Genomic DNA, 24,090 nt, shown 5'->3' with positions numbered 1-24,090 from the left:
CCTCTAGTTCTTCAGAAGGCTTGCGTCGTCGACCGAGGCCGACTGGCGGGCACGGAAGATGCTCATGATGATCGCCAGCCCGACCACGACCTCGCAGGCGGCGACCACCATGGTGAAGAACGCGACCACTTGGCCGTTGAGGTGGCCGTGCATGCGGGAGAACGAGACGAACGCGAGGTTGGCCGCGTTCAACATCAGCTCGACGCACATGAACACCACGATCGCGTTGCGGCGCAACAGCACTCCGGCCGCGCCGATCGTGAACAACAGCGCCGACAGATAGAGATAGTTGTCGGGGTTCACTCCCCGCCTCCTCTGCCGTTCGTCACGGTGACGGTCCGTTTCTGCAGGATGGGGCTGACGGACAGGTCCGACCCGGACCCGTCGGGTAGCCGGGCGGCGATGTCGACGGCGTTGTTGCGCGCGAAGACACCAGGGTTCGGCAGCGTCGTCGGATAGCCGCCCGGTTTGAACCGTTCCTCGGCGAGTTCGCGCTGGGTCTTGCGGCGGCCGAAGCGTTCCCGGTGTGCCAGCACCATCGCGCCGAGCGCGGCGGTGATCAGCAACGCGCTGGTCAACTCGAACGCCCACAGGTACCGCACGAAGATCAGCGCCGCCAACCCCTCGACGTTGCCACCCGCGTTCGCCTGGGCCAGGCCGGTGAAGCCGCCCACCGAGACGTTGCCGATGCCCGCGATGAGCAGCAGGCCGAAGCCGACACCGATGACGACAGCCGCAACCCGTTGTCCGCGAATCGTTTCCACGAGCGAGTCCGACGAGTCGACGCCGATGAGCATCAGCACGAACAAGAAGATCATCATGACGGCGCCGGTGTAGACCACCACCTGCACGACGCCGAGGAACAGCGCGCCCTGGGCGATGTAGAACACGGCCAACACGATCATCGTCGTGGCCAGAAACATCGCCGAGTACACCGCTTTCGGCGCGGCGATCACCCCGAGCGCACCGACGACCGCCACGATGCCCAACACCCAGAACAGCACGGCCTCGGTGGTCGTGGTCTGTCCCGGGTTGTCGGCGGCCACGGCCGCGAGCAGGTCGAGCCTCATCGCACGTCCTCGGCGACCTTCTGGGGCTCGGCCTCGACGGGCCCGATGTTGCCCAGGTAGTAGTCGTCGTCGGTGGTGCCCGGCGCCATCGGATGCGGCGGCGGCAGCATGCCGGATCGCAACGGCGCCAACAGCTTGTCCTTACCCCAGATCAGGTCGGCGCGGTTGTCGTCGGCCATCTCGTAGTCGTTGGTCATCGTCAACGCCCGGGTGGGGCAGGCCTCGATGCACAGACCGCAGCCGATGCAGCGCAGATAGTTGATCTGGTAGACCCGGCCGTACCGCTCACCGGGGGAATACCGTTCGTCCTCGGTGTTGTCGGCACCCTCGACGTAGATGGCGTCGGCGGGGCAGGCCCAGGCGCACAGTTCGCACCCGATGCACTTCTCCAGACCGTCCGGGTACCGGTTGAGTTGATGCCGGCCGTGATAGCGCTTGGCGACGGGGCCCGGTTTCTCCGGATACTCCTCGGTGATCGGCTTTTTGAACATGGTTCCGAAGGTGACCCCGAAACCCTTCAGCGCGTCGAGGAACTTAGGCATCGGCTGGCTCCTTGGTTGCGGTCTGCCTCGAATCAGGCTCTGTGCTGCCCGGCAGGGGCGGGGTGGGGAAGATCTCCGGATCCAGCTTCTGCCGCGGGATGGCGCGAACGTTGCGTCGGCGCACCGCCCGCCACAACGCCACGGCGACCAGCAGTGTCGCGATGGCGCCGAGCGAGGCCAGCGTCGTCGTCACCTGGCTGAAACCCTCGTTGTGGAGCGCGCGCGCCGTGGCGACGATCATGATCCACGCCAACGAGAACGGGATGAGTACCTTCCATCCCAGCGCCATGAACTGGTCGTAGCGCATGCGCGGCAGCGTGGCGCGCAGCCAGAAGAACAGGAACATGAAGCCCCACACCTTGGCGACGAACCACAGCAGGGGCCACCAGCCTGTATTCGCGCCGTCCCACATGTTGATGGGCCACGGTGCGTGCCAGCCGCCGAGGAACATTGTGGTCGCCAGCGCGGAGACCGTGGTCATGTTGACGTACTCGGCGAGCATGAACATCGCGAACTTGATCGACGAGTACTCGGTGTGGAATCCGCCGACCAGTTCACCCTCGGCTTCGGGCAGATCGAAAGGCGCACGGTTGGTTTCGCCCACCATCGAGATGACGTAGACCAGGAACGACGGCAGCAGCAGGAAGATGAACCAGGTGCCGTGCTGGGCGGCCACGATGCCGGAGGTCGACATCGAGCCCGCGTAGATGAACACCGCCACGAACGACAGCGCCATCGCGATCTCATACGAAATCACCTGCGCGCTCGAACGAATCCCGCCCAACAGCGGGTACGTCGAGCCCGACGCCCATCCGGCCAGCACGATCCCGTACACACCGATGGAGGTCGCCGCCAGGATGTAGAGGACGGCGACGGGCATGTCCGTCAGCTGCAGAGCGGTGCGGTGGCCGAAGATCGACACCTCGCCGCCCATCGGAATGACGGCGAATGCGATGAAGGCGGGCACCGCGGAGATCACCGGTGCCGCAAGGTAGACGAACTTGTCCACCCCGGCCGGGACCAGGCCCTCCTTGAGCGCGAGCTTGACGCCGTCGACGAGCGACTGCAGAAGTCCCTTGGGCCCAACGCGGTTGGGTCCGAACCGCATCTGCATGCGGCCCAGAAGTTTGCGCTCGATGAGGATCGCGGAGAGGACCGACAGCATCAGGAACGCGAAGATCGCGAGCGACTTGGCCAGGATCAGCCACCACGGATCGTGACCGAACAGGGTGGGATCGGGGTGGATCACGGTTCGGCCCGTCCGATCGACACGACATCACCGGTGGACACCCCGAGGCTCCGGTGCACCGCCGAACCCGGCGAGTTCAGGGGAAGCCAGATCACGCGGTCGTCCATGTCGGTGACGGCCAGCGGAAGCGTGATCGTCCCGCGGGGTGTCCTCGCGGTGATTAGATCGCCCTCCGCGGCGCCGATCTCGGCGGCGGTGGCGGCGGAGAGTCGTGCCACCGGAGCCCGGGCGGTACCGGCCAGGTGCGGTTCGCCGTCCTGCAGTCGCCCCTCGTCGAGCAGCATCCGCCACCCGGCGAGCACGGCTTGTCCCTCGGCAGGCGAGGTTCGCCTCGCCGCAGGGACATCCGGCGCCTCGGGCCGTCGGCCCGCCCACATGCCCAGGCGCGACATCTCGTCCCCGGCGGCCTCCGCGGTCGGCAGGTTCAGCGCGACACCGATCTCGTCGGCCAGGAAGTTCAAGACCCGCAGATCGGGGATGGCGTTGGTCTTCAGTGACGGTTGGAACGGGCGAAGTCGGCCTTCCCAGTTCAGGAATGAGCCGGCCTTCTCCACCACGGGCGCGATGGGGAACACGACGTCGGCGACCGCGGTGACCGCGCTCTCCCGCAGCTCGAGGCTGACGACGAACGGCGTGGACTCGATCGCGGCCAACGCCGCCTCGGGATCGGGTAGGTCGGCGATCTCGACGCCGCCGACGAGCAGGGCGCCCAGTTCACCGCTGCGCGCCGCCTCCAGGATCGCGGTGGTGTCGCGGCCCGTTCCGGCGGGCAGCCCGCTGACGTGCCATGCCGCCGCGGTCTGCTCGACGGCCGCGCTGTCGGCGATCGGCCGGCCACCGGGCAGCAGGTTCGGCAAGGCGCCGGCCTCAGCCGCGCCTCGTTCGCCTGCCCGTCTCGGCACCCAGGCCAGCCGGGCGCCCGTCGCGTCGGCCAATCTGCTTGCCGCAGAGAGGGCTCCGGGTGATGTGGCCAGACGTTCACCGACCATGATGACTGCGCCAGGCAGCCGCAACTGCGGGTCGTCGACCAGCTCGTCGAGGGCACCGGCCTCGTCTCCCGGGGCGGCGGTGACCAGGCGGCCCCGCAGCTTGGTCAGGGCGCGGCTGGCGAACGGGGCGACGGAGACGACCTGCAACCCGTTCTTGCGCACCGCCTTGCGCAGCCGCAGGAACACGATCGGGGATTCCTCTTCCGGCTCGAACCCGGCCAGCAGGACCGTCGGCGCGTTCTCCAGATCGGCGTAGGTCACCGTCATCGGCTGTCCTGCGACGCGGGCGGCCAAGAAGTCGGCCTCCTCGGCGCTGTGCGACCGCGCCCGGAAGTCGATGTCGTTGGTGTTGAGCACGATCCGGGCGAACTTGGAGTATGCGTAGGCGTCTTCGACGGTCATCCGGCCACCGACCAGCACACCCGCGCTTCCGGCGGCGGCCGCCAGCCCGGTGCCGGCCACCACAAGGGCCTCCGACCAGGAGGCCGGCCGCAATTTGCCGTCCTCGTCGCGGATCATCGGGGTGGTGATGCGGTCGCCCTGAGTGGTGTAGGTGAACGCCCAGCGACCCTTGTCGCAGTTCCATTCCTCGTTGACCTGCGGTTCGTCACCGGCCAATCGGCGCATGACTTTTCCACGCCGATGGTCGGTGCGCTGGGCGCATCCCGACGCGCAGTGCTCGCACACGCTGGGGCTCGACACCAGGTCGAACGGCCGGGCCCGGAAGCGGTAGGCCGCGCCGGTCAGCGCGCCGACCGGGCAGATCTGCACGGTATTGCCGGAGAAGTACGACTCGAACGGTTCATCCGTCGCGATGCCGACCTGTTGCAGCGCACCGCGCTCGAGCAGCTCGATGAACGGGTCCCCGGCGATCTGCTCGGAGAACCGGGTGCAGCGCGCGCACAGCACACAGCGCTCGCGGTCCAACAGCACCTGTGAGGAGATGTTGATCGGTTTCGGGAAGGTGCGTTTGACGTCTTCGAACCGAGTTTCGGCGCGGCCGTTGGACATCGCCTGGTTCTGCAGCGGGCACTCGCCACCCTTGTCGCACACCGGACAGTCGAGCGGATGGTTGATCAGCAGGAACTCCATGATGCCCTGCTGCGCCTTGTCAGCCTCCGCCGAGGTGTACTGCGTGCGCACCACCATGTCCGGGGTGCAGGTGGTCGTGCACGAGGCCATCGGTTTGCGCTGGCCCTCCACCTCGACCAGGCACTGCCGGCATGCCCCCACCGGGTCGAGCAGCGGATGGTCGCAGAACCGTGGGATCTGGATGCCGATCAGTTCGGCGGCCCGAATCACCAACGTGCCCTTCGGAACACTGACGTCGACGCCGTCGATGGACAACTGCACCATCTCGACGCCGGTATCCGCCCCGGTGTCAGCCGTCTGCGTCATCGAGTCACCCCTCTGATTCGCCGCCCCATCACACGCCCACCTCTTGCGTCGCCATCAGCGTGGAGGCGTGCGGATCGAACGGGCACCCACCGTCAAGGTGGGCGACGTATTCGTCGCGGAAGAACTTGATCGACGACATGATGGGCGCCGCCGCGCCGTCGCCCAAGGCGCAGAACGCTTTTCCGAAGATGTTGTCGGAGATGTCGAGCAGTTTGTCGATGTCGGCAGCCGTGCCCGCGCCCGTCTCCAGACGTTCGTAGATCTGGGCCAGCCAGTAGGTGCCCTCGCGGCAGGGTGTGCACTTGCCGCACGACTCGTGGGCGTAGAAGTCGGTCCACCGGCGCACCGCGCGCACCACACATGTGGTCTCGTCGAAGATCTGCAGCGCTTTGGTGCCGAGCATGGTGCCCACGCCGGCCATTCCCTCGTAATCCAGTGGCACATCGAGGTGTTCGTCGGTCAGCAGGGGAGTGGAGGACCCGCCGGGCGTCCAGAACTTCAACTGGTGCCCGGCACGAACTCCGCCCGCATACTCCAGCAACTCGCGCAGCGTGATGCCCAACGGCGCCTCGTACTGTCCGGGGTTGGTGACATGACCCGACAGCGAATACAGCGTGAAGCCCGGCGACTTCTCCGAACCCATCGACCGGAACCAGTCGATTCCGTTGAGCAGGATGGGCGGCACGCTGGCGATGGACTCGACGTTGTTGACCACCGTCGGGCAGGCGTACAGCCCGGCCACGGCGGGGAACGGCGGCCGCAGCCTCGGTTGCCCGCGGCGGCCTTCCAGCGAGTCCAGCAGCGCGGTCTCCTCACCGCAGATGTAGGCGCCCGCGCCCGCGTGCACGATCAGCTCCAGGTCGAAGCCCGACCCTTGGATGTCGTTTCCGAGGAAACCGGCCTCGTGCGCTTCGGCGACCGCGGCGTGCAACCTGCGCAGCACCGGCACCACCTCACCGCGCAGGTAGATGAAGGCGTGATGCGCCCGGATCGCGTAGGCCGCGATGATCGCCCCTTCGATGAGGAAGTGCGGGGTCGTCAACATCAGCGGAATGTCCTTGCACGTACCGGGTTCCGATTCATCGGCGTTGACCACCAGGTAGTGCGGCTTGGCCCCGGCGCCGGTGTCGCTCTGCGGGATGAACGACCACTTGGTGCCGGTGGGAAAGCCCGCGCCGCCGCGGCCTCGCAGACCCGAGTCCTTCACCAGGCTGATGACCTCGTCCGGATCCATCGCCAGGGCCTTCTCGAGGGCGCGGTAACCGCCGTGGCGGCGGTAGGTCTCCATCGACCACGGTTCGGGCTCGTCCCAGAACCGGGTGAACACGGGTGTCAGGTCTGTCATGCGCGTGAATCCGTTGTGTCTGGGTCGGTTTCGACGGTGTTCGGCTTCGGCGGGACAGTCGCCGATGGGCCCGGGGCGGACGCGTTCTTCGTGGCCTCGACACCCGCCGTCTGGTCGTCGAGCGTCTCGGTGGAAGCGGCCGCGGCGTCGGCGGCCGGCGCCTGCATACCGCGTTCGCGTGCCACCCGCAGACCCGCCAGCGTGGCGTCGCCGACCCTGTTGCCACCCGAGCGCGGGTCGGGCAGACCCGCGAGTGTGCGTGCGGTCTCCCGGAACGTACAAAGCGGCGTTCCCCGCGTCGGTTCGGGAGGTGCACCCTCGCGCAGCGCGTCGACGAGGTCGCGCGCCGACGACATCGTCTGGTTGTCGAAGAACTCCCAGTTGACCATCACCACCGGCGCGTAGTCACACGCCGCGTTGCACTCGACGTGTTCGAGGGTGATGCGTCCATCCGGCGTCGTCTCGCCGGCATGCACACCCAGATGCTCCTGCAGCGCTTCGAGAATCGCGTCGCCGCCCATCACCGCGCACAGCGTGTTGGTGCACACCCCGACGAGGTACTCGCCGGTGGGTGTCCGCCGGTACATCGAGTAGAAGGTCGCCACCGCGGTGACCTCGGCGTCGGTCAGTCCCAATTGCTTGGCGCAGAACGTGATACCGGCGGGGGTCAGGCATCCGTCCTCGGACTGCACGAGGTGCAGCAGCGGCAACAATGCCGAACGCGACTGCGGGTAGCGCGAGATGATCCGCTCGGCGTCGGCGGTCAGCCGCGCTGTCACGTCGTCCGGATACGACGCCGGCCCGTTGATCGGCGGGCCGGGTTCCTCGGGTCGCTGACCGAGCTCGAGGAATACGCTCACCTGTCCACGCCTCCCATCACCGGGTCGATCGACGCCACCGCGGTGATCAGATCGGCGACCATGCCGCCTTCACACATCGCGGCGACGGCCTGCAGGTTGTTGAACGACGGGTCCCGATAGTGCACCCGGTAGGGGCGGGTTCCGCCGTCGGAGACCATGTGCACGCCGAGTTCGCCTCGCGGAGACTCGATCGCGACGTAGACCTGCCCGGCTGGCACCCGGATTCCCTCGGTGACGAGTTTGAAGTGGTGGATCAGCCCCTCCATTGAGTGACCCATGATCCTGGCGATGTGTTCGGGGGAGTTACCGAGCCCGTCGGGGCCGACCTTCAGGTCGGCCGGCCAACCCAGTTTCTTGTCCTCGATCATCACGGGTCCGGGCCGAAGGCGGTCCAGGCACTGCTCGACGATCTTGAGCGACTCGTGCATCTCCTTGACTCGGATCAGATACCGGCCGTAGGAGTCGCAGCCCCCATCGGTGATCACGTCGAAGTCGTATGTCTCGTAGCCGCAGTACGGTTGGGCCTTGCGCAGGTCGTGCGGCAGCCCGGTGGAACGCAGGCAGGGCCCGGTGATCCCGAGCGCCATGCACCCGGTCAGGTCGAGATAACCGACGCCGACGGTGCGGGCCTTCCAGATGTAGTTCTCGTTGAGCAGGTCCTCGAGGTCCCTGAGTCGCTTGGGCATCAGCTCGAGCAACTCACGGATCTGCGGAATGGCCTCATCGGGCAGGTCCATCGCCACGCCGCCCGGCCGGACGTAGGCGCTGTTCATCCGCAGGCCCGTCACGGTCTCGAACACCGACAGGATCAGTTCGCGCTCGCGGAAGCCGTAGAACATCGCGCTCATCGCGCCCAGTTCCATCCCGCCGGTCGCCAGCGCGACAAGATGCGAGGAGATCCGGTTGAGCTCCATCATCATCACGCGAATCACGCTGGCGCGCTCGGGGATCGCGTCGGTGACACCGAGCAGCTTCTCGACACCCAGGCAGTAGGCCGTCTCGTTGAAGAACGGCGACAGATAGTCCATCCGCGTGACGAACGTGACGCCCTGCGTCCAGTTGCGGAACTCGAGGTTCTTCTCGATTCCGGTGTGCAGGTAGCCGATTCCGCACCGGGCGGAGATGACCGTCTCACCCTCGATCTCCAGGATCAGGCGAAGCACTCCGTGGGTGGAGGGGTGCTGCGGCCCCATGTTCACGACGATGCGTTCACCCGCGTGCGCGGCGGCCGCATCCTTGGCGGCCTGGACCACTTGGTCCCAATCCTGGCCGCCGACAACGACTACCGTCTCGTTGTCCGGCGCGCCCGAGGACGAAGCGCCGCCCTGCGTGGGCGGGACGTGCGAAATGCTCATCAGCTGTAGGCCCTCCGTTGGTCGGGCGGAGGAATCTCGGCGCCGTGGTATTCCACCGGGATGCCGCCCAACGGATAGTCCTTGCGCTGCGGGTGCCCGACCCAGTCGTCGGGCATCTCGATGCGGGTCAGGGCGGGATGCCCGTCGAAGATGATGCCGAAGAAGTCGTAGGTCTCGCGTTCGTGCCAGTCGGTGGTGGGATAGACCTCGAACAGCGACGGGATGTGCGGGTCGTCGTCCGGCGCGGCGACCTCGATCAGGATCCGCCGGTTGTGGGTGATCGACATCAGCGGATACACCGCGTGCAGTTCGCGCCCGAGCTTGTCGGGGTAGTGCACCCCACTGACCCCGAGACACAACTCGAAGCGCAACTGCGGATCGTCGCGCAGCGCGCGAGCCACGACAGGCAGCTGGTCGCGTTGGACCTCGAGGGTCAGCTCGTCGCGGTGGACCACGACGCGCTCGATCGATGCCGCATAACCGTCCTCGCCGAGCACCTCGGCGAGCCGATCGATGACCTCGTCGAAATAGCGGCCGTAGGGACGCGGCGAGCTGCCGGGCAGCGCGACGGGTCGCACCAGGCGCCCGTAGCCGGAGGTGTCGCCCGACCCTTTGGCTCCGAACATTCCCCGCCGCACGCCGATGATCTTCGGTTCGCCCGCCGCGCCGTTGCCGTCAGTCGCGTTCATCTTCGACTGCTCTTCACCCGGGCCGCTGGTCATCGCAGCAGCCCCTTGAGCTCGATGGTGGGGGTGACAGCGAGCGCGGCCTGCTCGGCCTCGCGGATCGCCTCTTCCCGATGCACGCCCAGCGGCATCTCCTGAATCTTGTCGTGCAGCTTCAGGATCGCGTGCAGCAGCATCTCCGGGCGCGGTGGGCAACCGGGCAGGTAGATGTCCACCGGGACGACGTGATCGACACCCTGGACGATTGCGTAGTTGTTGAACATCCCGCCCGAGGATGCGCAGACCCCCATCGCCAGAACCCACTTCGGCTCGGCCATCTGGTCGTAGATCTGGCGCAGCACCGGTGCCATCTTCTGGCTGACCCGCCCCGCGACGATCATCAGATCGGCCTGACGGGGGGTGGCCGAGAACCGCTCCATGCCGAAGCGGGAGATGTCGAATCGCGGACCGGCAGTGGCCATCATCTCGATCGCGCAGCAGGCCAACCCGAAGGTCGCCGGCCACAGCGAGCCCTTGCGGATGTAACCCGCCACTTTCTCGACCGTGGACAGTAGGATCCCGCCCGGCAGTTTCTCCTCTAGTCCCATGCCAGACCTCCCCGTCGCCACACATAGGCGTAGGCCACGAACACCGTCGCCATAAACAGCAGCATCTCCACCAGCGCAAACAGCCCCAGATTGTCGAACGCAACCGCCCACGGGTACAGGAAGACGATCTCGATGTCGAAGATGATGAACAACATCGCGGTCAGGTAGTACTTGATCGGAAACCGCTGGCCGGTCGGCTGACCGGACGCACCCCCGTGCGGCACCGGTTCGATACCGCATTCGTAGGCCTCGAGCTTGGCCCGGTTGTAGCGACGCGGTCCGACCAGCAGAGCAATGGCAACCGAGCCGACCGCGAACGCAGCAGCAATAGCGCCAAGCACCAGGATTGGCGTGTACAAATCCATACCGAGCAAACGCTCCCTCGTGGGCTGTTCGATGTGAGCTTACCCACACCCTAGCGCCCTTTGGGATGCGCGCCACACCTTTTGGTTAGTATCGCTATTGGCAACGCGTGGCTATGTCGTCATGCCTCCAATAGGCAAGTGCGACAGGTGTTTACGTGTTTTCTGGCTATTGCACCAGGGTGCGCAGCAGCGATGCCACGGCGTCGCCCAGCCGGATCGGATCGATCGGGTGGGGAACCGCGGCTTCCGCGCGCGACCAGCGGGCCAGCCACGCGTCATCGGGGCGGCCGGTGAGCACCAGGATCGGCGGGCAGTCGGCGATCTCGTCCTTGAGCTGCTTGGCGATTCCCATCCCGCCGACCGGGGTGGCCTCACCGTCGAGGATCACCAGATCGAACCCGCCCTCATCCATCTGGCGGATCACCATGGGGCCGGTCGCCACCTCGATGTACGTCAGCTCGGGCAACTCCGGGTGCACCCGCCTTCCGAGCGCCAGCTGTACCTCTTCGCGGGTCCTGGGGTTGTCGCTGTAGACGAGGACCCGCAACGGACGCGATGACTCGGCCATGCCGTGATCGTACGGCTAGCGGGTGTGCCGGAACACCAAGTCGCCGGAGATCGTCGACTTGTCGCCGATCATGCCCACCAGGTTGCCGTCGACCCCGAAGTCCTGGCGGTTGACGGTGGCCTCGGTGACCAGCCGCATCCCTCCGTCACCGACCGGTGTGACCTTGGTGCGCAGCGTCAGGGGTTTGGTCGTGCCCTTGATGGTCAGTTCGGCTTTCAGGTCGATGGTGTCACCGTCGACGGCGTCGGCCCCGGTGATGAGCACGCTGATCTCCGGATGGGTTTCTGCTTCAAAGAAGTCGGCGGAGTGCAGGTGTTCGTCGCGCTTGCGGATGCCGGTGCGCAGCGACGCGGCGGCTATCTCGACGTGTCCGGAAACCGTTTGCGGAGCGGACAATTGACCATCACCGCGGAACTCGGTGAACCGGCCCTTGACGGGTACGAGGCCCCACATCGACTTGCTGCGGACCGTGATCGTGGACTGACTGGGGTCCAGCGTCCACGTGCCCGCCGAAGCGGGATCGCTGAAAAGTTCGCTCAGACTTGCCATGTCGTCTCCTGGGTCAGTTGTCGGCTCGCCGATGGGGTCACTTGACGGGCTCGAGCAGCGGAGCGATCTCCGCGGGGTCGAAGTACTCGTCGATCCGGCTGATCCGCCCGTCGGCGCTCAGCTTGATGATGATGCCCACGCGCATCGCGATGACGCCACCGCTGTGTCCGGTGGCGTGCAGGATGTGCTGCTGGACCAACCCTGCCTCGAACAGTTGGCGATCGATGACCTCGTATCGGCGTTGTGAGGTGGTGTCGATGAACCAGTGCAGCACGCGAAGTGCCCGATCCTTGTCGCGGTCGCGGTCGGCGACCTTCCAGACCACGATGTCGTCGTGCCACAGCCGCGAAATGGTGTCGCGGTCGCCGGTCTCGATCGCGGCGAACAGGCGGTCGGCCACGTCGGTGACGGTGTCGTGGGCAACGGTCACGTGATCCTCCTTGACCTCAACACCGATTGAGGTTGAACACTGGGCGGCATGGACGTGACACCTACTCTCTCGCTATTCGACGACGCCTACAAGAGCGGAACCGCGCCGTGGGTGATCGGCGAGCCGCAGCCGGCGATCGTCGACCTGGAACGCGCGGGCCTGATCCGGGGCACGGTGCTCGACGTCGGCTGTGGCGCCGGTGAGCACACGATCCTGCTCGCCGGCCTCGGCTATGACGTGCTCGGCGTCGACTACGCGCCATCGGCGGTCGAGTACGCGCGCAGAAACGCCGAGGCCAAGGGCGCCGACGCGCGGTTCGAGGTCGCCGACGCCATGGATCTCGGGCAAGCCGCCTACGACACCATCGTCGACAGCGCGCTGTTTCACATCTTCGACGACACCGACCGCGCCCGGTACGTGCGCAGCCTGCACGCGGCGTGCCGGCCGGGCGGTCTGGTCCATGTGCTCGCGCTCTCCGACCGCGGTCGCGGATTCGGCCCGCAGGTCAGCGAATCCGACATCCGCGGCGCGTTCGGCGACGGCTGGGTGCTGGAGTCGCTGGTGGAGACCACCTACCGCGGGGTGGTTCAGCCCGCCCAGGCCGACGCCATCGGCTTGCCGGCCGGATCGCTGGTCGACGAACCGGCGTGGCTGGCCCGGATCCGCCGCCGCCTCTCCTGAGCGATTTGTGCGTGATTCCGTTCGCTCAGCGATCGTTTTCACTCACAAATCGCGTCAGTAGCCGGGGTGGTTGACGTCGAGCCGGTGCCGCACGAGCGTCCGCAACACCGGCAACAGCTCTGCGGCACGCCCGTCGAGGTCGCCCGAGCGGATCGCCGCGGCCAGTTCCGGTTCGTCGCGGTAACCGATACCGCGCAGCGCATCGACGACCTGGCCGGCCGAAGAGTCGAGCAGTTCGCGTTCGACGATGCGCAACACATTGGCCGCGACGCGGGCGTGGAAGTTGACCTGGCCGAGGTCGGCGGGCCGACCGTCAGCCGCTTCGCCCCGACTGTCGGGGCCGGTGGCGGCGCGAACGTCCTTCTCGAGGAAGCCGGCGACGGCGGCGACGAGTTCCGCCGCGGTCGGCCGCCCGTACAGCCAGCTCATCGCGGTCCTCCTCCTTCGAGCAGATCGAGCACGTCCCACTCGGTTTCGCTGACGCGCCGTCCGATCGCGGCCAGCTCGACCGACTCCGTCTGACCCGACAGATGACGCTCGGCCTGGTACCGGCAGATGACCCCCCACCGCAGGGTGGCCACGGTCAACCACCACCGGAACGCCGCCCGATCCAGCGTCACGCCCGCCGCCGATTCATAGGCGGACAGGAAGGCCTCGACGCTGCCCAAACCACCGGCGCCGTGATGCTCCGGCGCGCCGAAACGCCATGCCCGGATACAGAACCAGGCCAGATCCTCGTAGACCTCCCCGATGTGCACGAGTTCCCAGTCCAGCACCGCGGCCAGCCCGTTGTCGTCGACGATCAGGTTGCCCATCCGGAAGTCACCGTGCACCAGCACCTGCGGCGACGCCGGCGGGCGGTTGCCTTCGAGCCAGCGGAACGCCCACTCGAATGTCGCTGTGGTATCGCCCATTTCGTCGAGGCGAGCCCGCCATTCGGACAGCTGATCCGAGGGCGGTACCTCGATCCCCTGGTGGTCGGCGCGGTGGATGGCGGCAAGCGCCCGAGCGCACTGGATCAGCAACCGTTCGCGACCGGGATCGTCCAGCGATCGATAGATCCTGCGCACGATCGTTTCGCCACCGATGGCGTCGCAGATCAGGTAGGGATTACCCAGTGCGGCGGGGGAGTTGTCGGCGGCGAGGATGTGGGGTACCGGTGCTCCCGCGGCGGCCGCCCGTTGCTGAACGGCGGCTTCGAGTTCCATGCTCGCGTGGATGTCGTCGGGCGGGCCGGTGCGCAGGATCAGGGCGCGGCGGGTGTCGGCGACCGCGTCGAATGCCCACGTCGTGCGGCTCGCGCCGCCGGTCAGTGCGTGCAGGTTCTCGACGGCGACGCCCTCGCCGAGCACCGGGCCGAGAACCCCGGTGAGGCTTTCGGCGAGTTCGCGGCTCAACGCTTGCCGAACCCGAACAGCCGCTGCGCAACCCGCCGGATCTGGATCTCCTCGGCTCCCTCGGTGATCCGGTAGCGCCGGTGGTGGCGGTAGATGTGCTCGAACGGTTCGTGCCTGCTGTAGCCGATGCCGCCGAACACCTGCATCGCGCGGTCGGCGGCGTCACAGACCAGCCGGTTGGCCCGGTAGTTGGCCATCGACACCTTGTCCGAAACCTCCATGTGGTGGTTGCGGTCCAATTCCGTTGCCGCGTAATACACCAGCAGCCGCACCATCTGCGCCTCGGTCTGCAGCTCCACCAGCGGCCACTGCACGGCCTGGTTCACCGCCAGCGGCTTACCGAAGACCTTGCGCTCTCCCGCGTACTGCACGGCACGATCGATGCAGTACTGCGCGGCGCCGAGGCTGCTCGCCGCCTGGCGAATCCTGTTCTCGTGCAGGAATGTCTGGCCCACCTCCAGGCCGCGGTCGATCTCACCGAGCACCGCGTCGGCGGGCACCCGGACGTCCTTCAGCTCGACCTCGCCGTGGTCGGTCGGCATGTTGAACGACCACCAGTAGTACGGCACGGTGAATCCGGGGACGTCGGTGGGCACCAGGAACGCGGTGATACCGCGGGCCTGCCCGGCGTCGCCGGACGTGCGGGCGAACACCAGATCATGGGTCGCGCGGTGCACGCCGGTGTTGAATCGCTTGGCGCCGTTGATGATCCACTCGTCGCCGTCACGTACCGCGGTGGTCTCCATCCACGTGGCATCCGAGCCGTGCCCGGGTTCGGTGAGGCCGAAGGCCATCGAACGCTCCCCGGTGATCAACGCCTCGGTCCACTCGGCCTTCTGCGCCTCGGTGCCGAACCGGTCCATCATGATGACCTGCGGGAAATTGCCGACGATCGACGACTCGTTCTGCAGGTCGTTGTGCAGCCCAAGGCCTTTGTGCGCCAGATGTTCGCGAATGACGGCCATGTCGATGTTGCTGCCGTCGCGGCCGCCGAACCGCGACGGCAACCCGTAGCGCAGCCAGCCCGCCGCGTCGGCACGCCTGCGCATCTCGCCGAGCAGGTCCTCCCACTCCCGGCGAGGGATCCCGTCGTTGTCCCAGTCGGTGCGCGCGTGTTCGCGACGCTTGTCGAAGTACTGGATGTTCTCGCGTTCCAGCGGCTTGATCTCCGCCTCGATGAAGGCGTCCATCTCGGTGAGGAGTTGGGGCAGATGGTCGGGCAGGGCGAAATCCACGTTGATTTCCTTTCCGGGGTTCAGAAACCGTACAGCGTCTTCTTCCAGATCCTTGACAGCGTCGCGATCGCATCCTCGTCGGTCAGCTCGATGCCAAGGCCCGATGTTCCGACGAAGACGGTGGTGAAGTTCTCGAACAACAGCGCGATGGCCGCCGCGGTGTGCTCGGGATGGAGTTCGGCGCCGTAGCCCTGCTCCTGAGCCCGGCGCACCGACGCGGCCACGACATCCATTCCCAATCGACGGAATTCGTTCTGCACCGCGGCGAACCGCGGTTGGGTCGCGGCCAGTTGCGCGACGGCGATCATGATCCCGATGTTCTGCTTGAACATGTTCCAGTAGCCGGTGACCACGGCGCGGAAGAACGCGTCGTCATCCGGCGATTCCGGTAGGTCGAGCGCCCCGCCGGACGGTGCCACCACCTCGCGCAGGAACGACTGCGCGAGCACCGCCAGCAGGTCTTCCTTGTCCGCGAAGTAGCGGTAGAACGACGCGGGTGACTTACCCGCCGCCGAGGTGATGTCGCCGAGCGTCGTCCCGTGAAAACCCCGCTCGGCGAACAGTTTCCGCGCCGCCTTTTCGATGGCCTCGCGGGTCTGGCGGCCCTTGGCGCTCAGTGTTGCCGACGGTCCGGTGGGCACGTCTGCTCAGTTCAGGATTCGGTCGCCGGCGCGCAGCAGCGAACTCGGAAGATCGTGTCCGACCAGGCGCTGTGCCACACCCGCTGCCTCGATCGCCGCGTCCAGGTCCACGTCGACCCCGATCCCGCTGTCGCGCAACAGGTACACCAGGTCCTCGGTGGCGATGTTGCCGCTTGCACCGGGCGCGAACGGACAGCCACCCAGCCCGCCCACCGAGGCGTCCAGTCGGGTGATGCCCGCCTCGACGGCCGCGTAGGCGCTGGCCAGCCCGGCGCCGCGGGTGTTGTGGAAGTGCGCGCCGAGCGGTATCTCACCGATCAACGGGCGCAGCGCATCGACCGTCTCGCTCACCCGCCGCGGGGTCGCGGTGCCGATTGTGTCGGCGATCGCCAACCGGTCGACCTCGCTCGACAACGCGGTCGTGATGACATCCACAACGCGCTGATGAGGCGTCGGACCGTCGAACGGGCAGTCCCACGTGGTCGCGACGATGACCTCGACGCTGGCCCCGCTGTCGTGTGCGATCGCGATGATCTCCGGAATCAGGGCCGTCGCCTCCGCCGACGTGCGGCCCACATTGGCGCGGCTGTGACCGTCGGCGGCCGAGACCACGTACTCGATCGACGACAATCCCGCTGCGATCGCGCGTTTGGCGCCGTTCGGGCTGGCCACCAGCGCGGAGAACTCGATGCCGTGCGAGTCGCGGTACTCCTGCAGGTGCGCGGCGAGATCGGCGGCGTCGGCCAGGGCGGGCACCTTCGACGGCGAGACGAACGCCGTCGCCTCCATCTCGCGCACCCCGGTGGCGGCGACGGCGGCCAGCAGTTCGAGCTTGGCCGACAACGGAATCGGATCCTCGATCTGCAGACCGTCGCGCAGCGAGACGTCGCGTATCCGCACGTGTTCGGGTAATTGGTTCACAGCACCCCCTCCGCCCTGAGTGCGTCGAGTTCGGCCGGGCTCTTGCCGAGCAGGCCGCAGTAGACCTCGTCGTTGTGTTGGCCGGGCGCGGCCGGCCCGGCGTAGCGAACGGTCCCGGGAGTCTCCGAGAGCACCGGCACGACGCCGGGACCCAGCACGGACCGTCCGACCCGCTCGTCCCAGTGTTCGACCAGCATTCCGCGGCTCTGCAGCTGGGGATCTTCGACGACCTCGGCGACGGTGTTGATCGGTCCGGCGATCACACCTGCGGCGCTGAGGGTTTCGATGATGTCGCCGGGCTGGCGTTCGGCGGCCCAGTCGCCGATGATCTTGTCCAGTTCGTCCTGGTTGCGTCCGCGGGCAACGTGATTGGCGAATCGGTCGTCGGTGGCCAGTTCGGGGCGGCCCATGGCCTCACACAGTCGACGGAACACGGTGTCCTGGTTGGCCGCGATCACCACCCAGCTGCCGTCGGCGCTGCGGTAGATGTTCGACGGGGCGATGCCCTCCAGTCGCGTGCCCGATGGACCGCGCACCACGCCACCGACGTCGTAGTCGGGAATGGTGGATTCCTGGACCGCCAGGCAGGCCTCGGTGAGCGCCGCGTCGACGACCTGACCGTCCCCGGTCACCGAGCGGCGGTACAGCGCCGCCAACGCGCCCTGCGCGGCGAACATGCCCGCCAGGCTGTCACCCAGCGACAGCGCCAGCCGAGGGGGCGGGCCACCGGGAAAGCCGTTCATGTGCCGAAGGCCGCTGGCCGCCTCGGCGACCGAGGCGTAGCCCGCCTTGTGCGCCTCGGGCCCGGTCTGCCCGTAACCCGAGACGCGGACCAGGATGATCCCGCGATTGCGTTTGCGCAGCACGTCGTAGCCCAGGTTCCACTTCTCCAACGTGCCCGGTCGGAAGTTCTCGACGATGATGTCGGAGCGCTCGACGAGATCGAGGAACAGGGCGCGGCCACCTTCGGTCCGCAGGTTCAGCGTGACGGCTTTCTTGTTGCGCGCGTGCACGGTCCAGAAGAAGTGATGCCCGTCCAGTTCGGCCTGGCCCCACGTGCGCAGGGGGTCGGGGGCGCCCGGCGGCTCGACCTTGATCACCTCGGCGCCCATGTCGCCGAGCAGGCGCCCGGCGAACGGCCCCGAGATCAGCGTGCCGACCTCGATGACGCGGATACCGTCCAGCGGACCGGTCACGTTCATAGTGAGAAGCCGTGCCTGTGCAACCAGTCGGTGACGACGCCGACGGCTTCGCGCAGCTTGTCGCGCTGGTCTGGGCCGGCGTAGTAGTGGTTCGCGCCCGGAATCTCGTGCATCTCCTTGTCATGATGCCCGATCGCCTCGTACAGCCTGCGGGTGTGGCTCGGTGTGCAGGCGTCGTCGGCGAGGTTGCCGATCACCAGGGTCGGCACCGCGATGTCCGGACCGCACGCCACGGCGTCGCCGTTGGCGTCGTCGTAGCTCCACTGCGACAGCCAGCTGCGCAGTGTGCAGAACCGCGCCAGCCCGACCGGGCTGTTGTTGACCACCTGGGGATCACCCAGGTAGCAGGTGCCGGGTGTGCGTCCGTTCGGGTCGACGGCGGGGTCCAGCCAGCGGGGGTCGGCCATGGTGCCGTGCACGACGAACGCGAACTCGTCGTCGGGTCGGCCCGCCGCCTCGAGCTCGGCGAGCTTGTGCTTGACCCACTTGGTGATTCGCCGATTACGGTCGATCTGCGCCTTTCGGTAGCGGTCGAGGAACTCCTGCGAATAAGGCGGCTGGTTCGGGTTGTCCGGGTTGTACAGATCCAGTTCCGGATCGCGCTTGGTCGGATCGGCCTCGTCGAGGATCGACGCGTCGAGCCACTCGGTCAAGGTGCCGTGGCGGCTGATGTGGGCGGCCAGCAGCATCAGCCCGTCGGCGGGCACGAGGCCGAGTTTCGTCAGGTCCGGCCCGTCGCCCGACGGGCTTGCGGTGATCGTGGGGTGCTGGGCCTGCTGCTGGTAGAACACCGACAGCGAGCCGCCGCCGCTCCATCCGGCCAGCACCACCTTCGAATAGCCCAAGCGGCTCTTGGCGTCCTTGATGCATTCGCCGAGGTCCTCGACGACCTTCTCCATCAACAGCGCCGAGTCGGTGCCGCGAAACCGGCTGTTGCAGTAGATGACGTGGTGTCCCGCCCGGGCGAGCCCGTTCATCATCGGCAGGTAGGCACCGCCGCCGATGGGGTGCATGAACACCAGCACGGTATCGGAGGGTTTGTCCTTGGGCCGCAGCAGGTGGCTCTCGAGCACCACCAGTTCGGCGACCCCGCCGTACACGTCGCGAACGCCCGAAGTGTTCTGGTAGGCAACGAGATACGGAATGCGGTCGTACTCGTGCTTCACGGCCGTCGTCACGCGTGCTGCCCCAAATCGTTGGCCAGGACCTCGGCCGACGGCGTCAGCCGCCGGGTCGTGTCGACGGAGATGACGTACCAACCGACACGGTCCTGTTCGTCGAACTTGCGCCGCGCACGCTCGCGGGCCTTCTCCGGTGCGCCGTGGTGCACACCCTGCGGGGCGTGGCTGACCAGCCCGGGTGGCATCGGGATGCCGAACAGGTCGCCGCCGTGGAAGAAGGACACCTCGTCGTAGTCGACGTTGCGGTGGTACCACGGCGGACGCTCGGTACCGGGAACGCTCTCGGCGGGCCGGGGCAGGAAATTCATCACCGCCACTCCCGTCGCCTCCATGAACAAGTGCACGGTCGGCGGCAGGTGCACGCTCTCGCTGGCGATGACGTTGTAGTCGGCGATGTTGAAGGTGAACGGGAAGTTGTCGCCACGCCAGCCCTCGACATCGATCGGATTATGTTGGTAGAACAGCGATGTCGGCCCACCATCGTGGACAAGCCGCACCTCGTACTCGCCGTTGACCGCAGGCCCGTCGCCGTCCTCGATCGGTTGCGGTTCGGGCACGGTGACCTGCGACGGGTCGAACGGGAAGTGCCTGCCGAGGGGCCCCGGCGGCGGGACGCGGAACTCGGCGGTGGCCTCGATCATCAGCAGCGTGGTCTCCTCTTCGGGAACCTGCCGCCACGTCGTCGCCTTCGGCACGTAGACCCAGTCGCCCTCGCGGTAGTGCAAGGGTCCGAACTCCGTCTCGAGCCGACCCGAACCGCGGTGCACGAACGACAGCAGGTCCCCGTCGACGTGCCGCACGTAGAACGGCATCTCCTCGCTGCGCCGGCTCAGCGAGATCCGGCAGTCCGGGTTGCTGAACAGCAGCAGCGGTGTTCCCGCGGCATCGGTGGCGTCGCTGGGCTTGAGCTCGCTGGTCATCACGTCGACCGGCCGCAGCGGTCCCGACGCCCGGTACGCGGTGGGGTCGTGGCGGCGGTAGATGTTCGCGGTGCGGCCGACGAATCCGCCGCGGCCGAGTTCATCGTCCTTGAGCCCGTCCAGATCGGCGTGCAGGCGCTTGGGAGTCCGGCCTTTGCGCAGGTGGACAAACGATTCCATGATTTCGCTCCATCGACGATGACGGCGGGGGCCGGGGGCGGCCCGACCAAGAACTAAAACTGACTTTAGTTTTACTTAAGACCCGAGTCAATCCTCGAGATCGACCCGGATGGTGAGCAGGTTCGTGCCGAAGGTCCGCACGCCGAAGCTGTTGAACTGCGGCAGCTTGCGCAACCGCTCATGCGCATCGTCGTCGGCCACGATGTGCGCGGTTCCCTTGTGCCACTTGCCGTTCAACCGGACTCGCACGGCGGGATCGGCCTGGATGTTCTTGACGTACTGCGATTTCTCGCCGAACTCGGAGACGAACCAGAACTCGTTGCCCACGCGCCGCCCGCCCAGCGGAGTGCGTCGGGGTTGGCCGCTCTTGCGCCCCGTCGTCTCCAGCAACGTCTGGAACGGCAGGAGCCGCATCATCGGGTTCATGACGTTCTTCTGGAACGCTTTGGTGACTTGGTCGCGCAAGTCCTCTGCCATGGTTCCCTCCGATCACACCATCGCGGTTCGTGACACCTTCATACCCAGGCTCAGGGCTCCGGCAAGCTCTCGACTCGTGTCGTAGTCGAAGACCACGTGCCCGGCCGCAACGTCGACGTCGCGCTTGATCCGTTGCAGTGGATTGTCGACGAAATGCGCGCTGGCCCCCGACGCCTCGAGCAACAGCCCGGTTACCTGGCGCGATTCGTGAACGATGTGCGCCGCCGCCATCCGGGCCGCCCCGCGCACGGGTCGCGGCACGGAATCACCGGTGGCGACGATGGTCTCGATCTCCCCGACGGTGTCGGCAAGGAGGGCGCGCAGCGCCCGCAGGCGCACCTCGGCCTCTCCGAGGCGGGCCTGCGCGATCGGCTTGTCCTTTTGCATGACGCCCTCGTATGCCAGCACGCGTTGCGACAACCGCTCGGCGTAGATCTCGGCGACACGTTCGGCGCCGCCCAGGACGGGCATCGCCGCCAGCAGCGCCAGTGCGGGCACCATCGGCCATCGGTAGGTGTCGGCGTCGTGTAGCGCCGCGCCGGGCGCGGTGCCGGTGTAGATGTCGACGACGCGGACCAACCGGTGCTCCGGGACGAACGCATCGCTGATCACGACGTCGTTTGAGCCGGTGGCGCGCATGCCGTCGGTGTGCCACACGTCCTGGATCGTGACGTCCTCGATGGGCAGCAGCGCGAGCGCCGGGAAGATCGCGTCGTCGGGACCGCAGAGCGCGCCGACCATGATCCAGTTCCCGTGCATCACGCCGGTGGCCCACGACCAACGGCCGCTCAGCCGTATCCCGCCGTCCACCGGCAGCCCTCGACCCGTAGGGGCCAGGGGAGCGGGGGCGAGGAAGGGGCGGGCCGCGAACGCCTCCTCCTGGGCCTGCTCGTCGAACAGCGCCAGGATCCAGTTGTGCAGGACATAGAAGCCGATGGTCCACGCGCTGGACGGGCAGCCGTGCGCCATCCGGCGGACCGGATCGAAGATGGCCGGCAGCGGTGCCTGCATACCGCCGTATCGCGCGGGCACCAGCAGGTCGGTGAGCCCCGATGCGGTCAGTTCGTCGACCGTCGCCGCCGGCAATCGGCGCAGTCGCTCGGCCTCCGGTGCCCGTTCGGCGAGCCGGCCGACGAAATCGGCGTCGACGAGGGGGAGAGCCGGAGCGGCTGTCATGGCCCGAACGCTACCATACTTTTTTGTATGGAAAGTTGTATGGAAAGTCTCGTCGGCCGCGGCCGCACCCTTGAACGCCGAGCGACCGTGTCTGTACCCGACTCGCCGCCGGATTCCGACCCCAAGCGGACGCTCGTCCGCGCCGAGGGTGCGCGAACTACCGAGAGGGCGCGGACTACCGCGCGAGCATGATCTCGAGGAACCGCTCCCGCCGGGCCGCGGCTTTCGCGCTGGCTTTCGCGCCGGACAGATGTAAGAAGCCGATTCCCGCCGCGAAGGTGGCGTTCGCACGCAGGTCGGCCTCCTCGGGGTCGAAGCCGTCCTCGACGAACGCCTGGCGCACGGCCTCGAGGACCCGCCGGTCCGACGCCCGCACCCCGGCGGCGACCTCTTCGTCGGTTCGGGCCCATTCCCGCATCGCCCGTTCCAGCGTGCGGTGCCGGGCGTCGACCAGCGCACTCATCATTCGCGAGAGCCGCTCGCGGGGCGGCAGGTCGCTCAGCGCCGCGAAATGTCGCCGGTCGTCGTCGCGCACCTCACCCCACGCCCGGACCAGCGCGGAGCGGTAGCCGGCCATATCGGGAAAGTGCCAGTAAAAGCTGCCCTTGGTGGCGCCGGCGCGCTCGCAGAGCGCGTCCAGCTTGAGTGCCTTGATGCCCTGCTCGGCGAGGATCTCGTACCCGGCCTGAATCCAATCGTCGACGGACAGTCGCGGCGTACGGGCCGGTGCCATGACCGCAGCCTACGGGTGCCGCGACCCAGCCCCGATGCCCGGTCGAAGGCATTTTCGACCGTCGCGTCAATGGCGATTTGCTCAAAAAATCCGGCGCGCGACACGGCCCTGGGTTTCTCCTGCGCTGATCATCGTGTTTTACTGCACACGCGACAACTGAAATTTTCTCGGTCCGTTCGGCGGCCCCGGGCTCAGTCGAGCGGGCATGACAGCGCAGTGCACACAATGCTGCGGTGTCGATGGCGATCGCTCGATCGCAGACGGAACGGCCCCCAACGTGGCAAACCGGAAGATGGATGGACTTTCAGTATGAGCTTGATTGACAAGATTCGCGGCCCATGGGCGCGGCGCTTCGCGGTGGCGGCCATCGCGGCGGCCCTGCTACCCGGTTTCGTGAGCCTGGCCGGCCAGTCAGCCACCGCTGGGGCATTCTCCCGGCCCGGCCTGCCGGTCGAGTACCTGATGGTGCCGTCACCGTCGATGGGACGCGACATCAAGGTGCAGTTCCAGAAGGGCACCGGCTCCAAGGCGGTGTACCTGCTCGACGGCCTGCGTGCTCGCGACGACTACAACGGCTGGGACCTCGAGACCCAGGCGTTCGAGTGGTTCTACGAGACGCCGCTGTCGCTCATCCTGCCGGTGGGCGGGCAGTCGAGCTTCTACTCCGACTGGTATGCGCCGGCGTGCGGCAAGGCCGGTTGCCAGACCTACAAATGGGAGACATTCCTGACCAGCGAGCTGCCGCAGTGGCTGGCCGCCAACAGGGGCGTGTCCACCACCGGCAACGCCGCGGTAGGCCTGTCGATGTCGGGTAACTCCGCGATCATCCTGTCGGTCTACCACCCCGACCAGTTCATCTACGCGGGCTCCCTTTCGGCCTTCCTGAACCCGTCGGAAGGGCAGTGGCCGTTCCTGATCAACATGGCGATGGGTGACGCGGGCGGCTTCAAGGCCAACGACATGTGGGGTCCGACCGAGGATCCGAACAGCGCCTGGAAGCGCAACGACCCGATGGTGCAGATCCCGCAGATCGTGGCCAACGGCACTCGACTCTGGGTGTACTGCGGTAACGGCACACCCAACGAGCTCGGTGGCGCGAACCTGCCCGCCGAGTTCCTCGAGGGCCTGACGATCCGCACGAACATCACGTTCCGGGACAACTACATCGCCGCGGGCGGCAACAACGGGGTGTTCAACTTCCCGCCCTACGGCACGCACAGCTGGGAGTACTGGGGTCAGCAGCTGCAGGAGATGAAGCCTGACCTGATCTCGCATCTCGGCTCGTAAGGCACGTCAGGAGTCCCCGGGCGCCGCGCGCGTCCGGGGACTTTTGCGTTCCCCGGCTTCCGCGTG

Annotated in this window: 27 protein-coding genes; 2 read left to right on the top strand and 25 right to left on the bottom strand. The window is 67.2% G+C overall.

Annotated elements, in window-relative coordinates; all coding sequences use genetic code 11:
- Window positions 1–3: 3 nt before the first annotated feature.
- From nuoK to AU197_RS12090, 14 genes are all read right to left on the bottom strand, one after another.
- Window positions 4–303: an NADH-quinone oxidoreductase subunit NuoK gene (gene nuoK / locus AU197_RS12155; protein WP_064402954.1), complete on the bottom strand. Its 300-nt coding sequence runs from the start codon at window positions 301–303 to the stop codon at window positions 4–6.
- The gene (locus AU197_RS12150) at window positions 300–1,070 is read right to left on the bottom strand and encodes an NADH-quinone oxidoreductase subunit J (RefSeq protein ID WP_064402953.1); all 771 of its coding nucleotides are present in this window, start codon (window positions 1,068–1,070) and stop codon (window positions 300–302) included. The genes nuoK and AU197_RS12150 overlap by 4 nt, the downstream gene beginning before the upstream one ends.
- Complete coding sequence (gene nuoI, locus AU197_RS12145) at window positions 1,067–1,612, bottom strand: NADH-quinone oxidoreductase subunit NuoI (RefSeq protein WP_064402952.1); 546 nt, start codon at window positions 1,610–1,612, stop codon at window positions 1,067–1,069. The genes AU197_RS12150 and nuoI overlap by 4 nt, the downstream gene beginning before the upstream one ends.
- Entirely contained in the window at window positions 1,605–2,861 is a 1,257-nt protein-coding gene (gene nuoH, locus AU197_RS12140; RefSeq protein ID WP_064402951.1) for an NADH-quinone oxidoreductase subunit NuoH, read from the bottom strand. The genes nuoI and nuoH overlap by 8 nt, the downstream gene beginning before the upstream one ends.
- Complete coding sequence (locus AU197_RS12135) at window positions 2,858–5,248, bottom strand: NADH-quinone oxidoreductase subunit G (protein ID WP_064402950.1); 2,391 nt, start codon at window positions 5,246–5,248, stop codon at window positions 2,858–2,860. The genes nuoH and AU197_RS12135 overlap by 4 nt, the downstream gene beginning before the upstream one ends.
- Before the next feature lie 28 nt (window positions 5,249–5,276).
- Window positions 5,277–6,593 (bottom strand): NADH-quinone oxidoreductase subunit NuoF, encoded by a 1,317-nt coding sequence (gene nuoF / locus AU197_RS12130; RefSeq protein ID WP_064402949.1) that lies wholly within the window; start codon window positions 6,591–6,593, stop codon window positions 5,277–5,279.
- Window positions 6,590–7,453 (bottom strand): NADH-quinone oxidoreductase subunit NuoE, encoded by an 864-nt coding sequence (gene nuoE / locus AU197_RS12125; protein WP_064402948.1) that lies wholly within the window; start codon window positions 7,451–7,453, stop codon window positions 6,590–6,592. The genes nuoF and nuoE overlap by 4 nt, the downstream gene beginning before the upstream one ends.
- Window positions 7,450–8,808 (bottom strand): NADH dehydrogenase (quinone) subunit D, encoded by a 1,359-nt coding sequence (gene nuoD / locus AU197_RS12120; RefSeq protein ID WP_064402947.1) that lies wholly within the window; start codon window positions 8,806–8,808, stop codon window positions 7,450–7,452. Before nuoD ends, nuoE begins: the two co-directional genes overlap by 4 nt.
- On the bottom strand, window positions 8,808–9,497 hold the full coding sequence (locus tag AU197_RS12115; RefSeq protein ID WP_064402977.1) for an NADH-quinone oxidoreductase subunit C: 690 nt from the start codon (window positions 9,495–9,497) through the stop codon (window positions 8,808–8,810). Before AU197_RS12115 ends, nuoD begins: the two co-directional genes overlap by 1 nt.
- Window positions 9,498–9,526: 29 nt before the next feature.
- Window positions 9,527–10,081: a NuoB/complex I 20 kDa subunit family protein gene (locus tag AU197_RS12110; RefSeq protein ID WP_015305533.1), complete on the bottom strand. Its 555-nt coding sequence runs from the start codon at window positions 10,079–10,081 to the stop codon at window positions 9,527–9,529.
- Window positions 10,072–10,446 (bottom strand): NADH-quinone oxidoreductase subunit A, encoded by a 375-nt coding sequence (locus AU197_RS12105; protein ID WP_064402946.1) that lies wholly within the window; start codon window positions 10,444–10,446, stop codon window positions 10,072–10,074. Before AU197_RS12105 ends, AU197_RS12110 begins: the two co-directional genes overlap by 10 nt.
- Window positions 10,447–10,612: 166 nt before the next feature.
- Window positions 10,613–11,014, bottom strand: a complete 402-nt coding sequence (locus tag AU197_RS12100) for an Rv3143 family two-component system response regulator (protein WP_064402945.1) — start codon at window positions 11,012–11,014, stop codon at window positions 10,613–10,615.
- A 15-nt stretch (window positions 11,015–11,029) separates the two neighbouring features.
- Window positions 11,030–11,563 carry a YceI family protein gene (locus tag AU197_RS12095; protein WP_064402944.1) on the bottom strand — a complete coding sequence of 178 codons (534 nt, stop codon included), beginning with the start codon at window positions 11,561–11,563 and terminating at the stop codon, window positions 11,030–11,032.
- A gap of 37 nt (window positions 11,564–11,600) precedes the next feature.
- Window positions 11,601–11,993: a nuclear transport factor 2 family protein gene (locus tag AU197_RS12090; RefSeq protein ID WP_064402943.1), complete on the bottom strand. Its 393-nt coding sequence runs from the start codon at window positions 11,991–11,993 to the stop codon at window positions 11,601–11,603.
- A 48-nt stretch (window positions 11,994–12,041) separates the two neighbouring features.
- Between AU197_RS12090 and AU197_RS12085 the strand changes: the two genes are divergently transcribed.
- Window positions 12,042–12,674: a class I SAM-dependent methyltransferase gene (locus tag AU197_RS12085; protein WP_064402942.1), complete on the top strand. Its 633-nt coding sequence runs from the start codon at window positions 12,042–12,044 to the stop codon at window positions 12,672–12,674.
- A gap of 54 nt (window positions 12,675–12,728) precedes the next feature.
- Here AU197_RS12085 and AU197_RS12080 read toward each other — a convergent pair whose 3' ends face one another.
- From AU197_RS12080 to AU197_RS12030, 11 genes are all read right to left on the bottom strand, one after another.
- Window positions 12,729–13,103 carry a DUF6285 domain-containing protein gene (locus tag AU197_RS12080; RefSeq protein WP_064402941.1) on the bottom strand — a complete coding sequence of 125 codons (375 nt, stop codon included), beginning with the start codon at window positions 13,101–13,103 and terminating at the stop codon, window positions 12,729–12,731.
- Window positions 13,100–14,071, bottom strand: coding sequence for a phosphotransferase family protein (locus AU197_RS12075; protein WP_064402940.1), 972 nt, complete (start codon window positions 14,069–14,071; stop codon window positions 13,100–13,102). Before AU197_RS12075 ends, AU197_RS12080 begins: the two co-directional genes overlap by 4 nt.
- Window positions 14,068–15,306, bottom strand: a complete 1,239-nt coding sequence (locus AU197_RS12070; RefSeq protein WP_064402939.1) for an acyl-CoA dehydrogenase family protein — start codon at window positions 15,304–15,306, stop codon at window positions 14,068–14,070. Before AU197_RS12070 ends, AU197_RS12075 begins: the two co-directional genes overlap by 4 nt.
- A gap of 20 nt (window positions 15,307–15,326) precedes the next feature.
- Entirely contained in the window at window positions 15,327–15,947 is a 621-nt protein-coding gene (locus tag AU197_RS12065) for a TetR/AcrR family transcriptional regulator (RefSeq protein WP_064402938.1), read from the bottom strand.
- Between the two features lie 6 nt (window positions 15,948–15,953).
- A complete protein-coding gene (locus AU197_RS12060) occupies window positions 15,954–16,868 on the bottom strand; it encodes a hydroxymethylglutaryl-CoA lyase (protein ID WP_064402937.1) in 915 nt (304 codons plus the stop codon).
- A complete protein-coding gene (locus AU197_RS12055) occupies window positions 16,865–18,070 on the bottom strand; it encodes a CaiB/BaiF CoA transferase family protein (protein WP_064402936.1) in 1,206 nt (401 codons plus the stop codon). Before AU197_RS12055 ends, AU197_RS12060 begins: the two co-directional genes overlap by 4 nt.
- The gene (locus tag AU197_RS12050) at window positions 18,067–19,236 is read right to left on the bottom strand and encodes an alpha/beta hydrolase family protein (RefSeq protein WP_197415524.1); all 1,170 of its coding nucleotides are present in this window, start codon (window positions 19,234–19,236) and stop codon (window positions 18,067–18,069) included. The genes AU197_RS12055 and AU197_RS12050 overlap by 4 nt, the downstream gene beginning before the upstream one ends.
- Before the next feature lie 8 nt (window positions 19,237–19,244).
- Window positions 19,245–20,351, bottom strand: coding sequence for a homogentisate 1,2-dioxygenase (locus AU197_RS12045; protein ID WP_064402934.1), 1,107 nt, complete (start codon window positions 20,349–20,351; stop codon window positions 19,245–19,247).
- An 87-nt stretch (window positions 20,352–20,438) separates the two neighbouring features.
- The gene (locus AU197_RS12040; RefSeq protein ID WP_064402933.1) at window positions 20,439–20,828 is read right to left on the bottom strand and encodes a nitroreductase/quinone reductase family protein; all 390 of its coding nucleotides are present in this window, start codon (window positions 20,826–20,828) and stop codon (window positions 20,439–20,441) included.
- Window positions 20,829–20,840: 12 nt separating this feature from the next.
- Window positions 20,841–22,004, bottom strand: coding sequence for an acyl-CoA dehydrogenase family protein (locus AU197_RS12035; protein ID WP_064402932.1), 1,164 nt, complete (start codon window positions 22,002–22,004; stop codon window positions 20,841–20,843).
- Window positions 22,005–22,179: 175 nt separating this feature from the next.
- The gene (locus AU197_RS12030; RefSeq protein ID WP_064402931.1) at window positions 22,180–22,737 is read right to left on the bottom strand and encodes a TetR/AcrR family transcriptional regulator; all 558 of its coding nucleotides are present in this window, start codon (window positions 22,735–22,737) and stop codon (window positions 22,180–22,182) included.
- Between the two features lie 309 nt (window positions 22,738–23,046).
- On the opposite strand from AU197_RS12030, the gene AU197_RS12025 reads away from it, so the two are divergent.
- Window positions 23,047–24,024: an esterase family protein gene (locus AU197_RS12025; protein WP_064402930.1), complete on the top strand. Its 978-nt coding sequence runs from the start codon at window positions 23,047–23,049 to the stop codon at window positions 24,022–24,024.
- The last annotated feature ends 66 nt before the right edge of the window (window positions 24,025–24,090 follow it).

The organism is Mycobacterium sp. IS-1590, assembly GCF_001500025.1.
Lineage (GTDB): Bacteria > Actinomycetota > Actinomycetes > Mycobacteriales > Mycobacteriaceae > Mycobacterium.
The sequence above is the reverse complement of the archived record's forward strand: the minus strand, read 5'-3'. Positions and strand labels throughout refer to the sequence as shown.

Excerpts from the sequence above, each read along its gene's own strand:
- AU197_RS12150 (WP_064402953.1), bottom strand. The coding sequence starts at position 1,070 with ATGAGGCTCGACCTGCTCGCGGCCGTGGCCGCCGACAACCCGGGACAG.
- nuoI (WP_064402952.1), bottom strand. The coding sequence starts at position 1,612 with ATGCCTAAGTTCCTCGACGCGCTGAAGGGTTTCGGGGTCACCTTCGGA.
- AU197_RS12135 (WP_064402950.1), bottom strand. The coding sequence starts at position 5,248 with ATGACGCAGACGGCTGACACCGGGGCGGATACCGGCGTCGAGATGGTG.
- nuoF (WP_064402949.1), bottom strand. The coding sequence starts at position 6,593 with ATGACAGACCTGACACCCGTGTTCACCCGGTTCTGGGACGAGCCCGAA.
- nuoD (WP_064402947.1), bottom strand. The coding sequence starts at position 8,808 with ATGAGCATTTCGCACGTCCCGCCCACGCAGGGCGGCGCTTCGTCCTCG.
- AU197_RS12115 (WP_064402977.1), bottom strand. The coding sequence starts at position 9,497 with ATGAACGCGACTGACGGCAACGGCGCGGCGGGCGAACCGAAGATCATC.
- AU197_RS12110 (WP_015305533.1), bottom strand. The coding sequence starts at position 10,081 with ATGGGACTAGAGGAGAAACTGCCGGGCGGGATCCTACTGTCCACGGTC.
- AU197_RS12105 (WP_064402946.1), bottom strand. The coding sequence starts at position 10,446 with ATGGATTTGTACACGCCAATCCTGGTGCTTGGCGCTATTGCTGCTGCG.
- AU197_RS12100 (WP_064402945.1), bottom strand. The coding sequence starts at position 11,014 with ATGGCCGAGTCATCGCGTCCGTTGCGGGTCCTCGTCTACAGCGACAAC.
- AU197_RS12095 (WP_064402944.1), bottom strand. The coding sequence starts at position 11,563 with ATGGCAAGTCTGAGCGAACTTTTCAGCGATCCCGCTTCGGCGGGCACG.
- AU197_RS12085 (WP_064402942.1), top strand. The coding sequence starts at position 12,042 with ATGGACGTGACACCTACTCTCTCGCTATTCGACGACGCCTACAAGAGC.
- AU197_RS12080 (WP_064402941.1), bottom strand. The coding sequence starts at position 13,103 with ATGAGCTGGCTGTACGGGCGGCCGACCGCGGCGGAACTCGTCGCCGCC.
- AU197_RS12055 (WP_064402936.1), bottom strand. The coding sequence starts at position 18,070 with ATGAACGTGACCGGTCCGCTGGACGGTATCCGCGTCATCGAGGTCGGC.
- AU197_RS12045 (WP_064402934.1), bottom strand. The coding sequence starts at position 20,351 with ATGGAATCGTTTGTCCACCTGCGCAAAGGCCGGACTCCCAAGCGCCTG.
- AU197_RS12040 (WP_064402933.1), bottom strand. The coding sequence starts at position 20,828 with ATGGCAGAGGACTTGCGCGACCAAGTCACCAAAGCGTTCCAGAAGAAC.
- AU197_RS12035 (WP_064402932.1), bottom strand. The coding sequence starts at position 22,004 with ATGACAGCCGCTCCGGCTCTCCCCCTCGTCGACGCCGATTTCGTCGGC.
- AU197_RS12030 (WP_064402931.1), bottom strand. The coding sequence starts at position 22,737 with ATGGCACCGGCCCGTACGCCGCGACTGTCCGTCGACGATTGGATTCAG.
- AU197_RS12025 (WP_064402930.1), top strand. The coding sequence starts at position 23,047 with ATGAGCTTGATTGACAAGATTCGCGGCCCATGGGCGCGGCGCTTCGCG.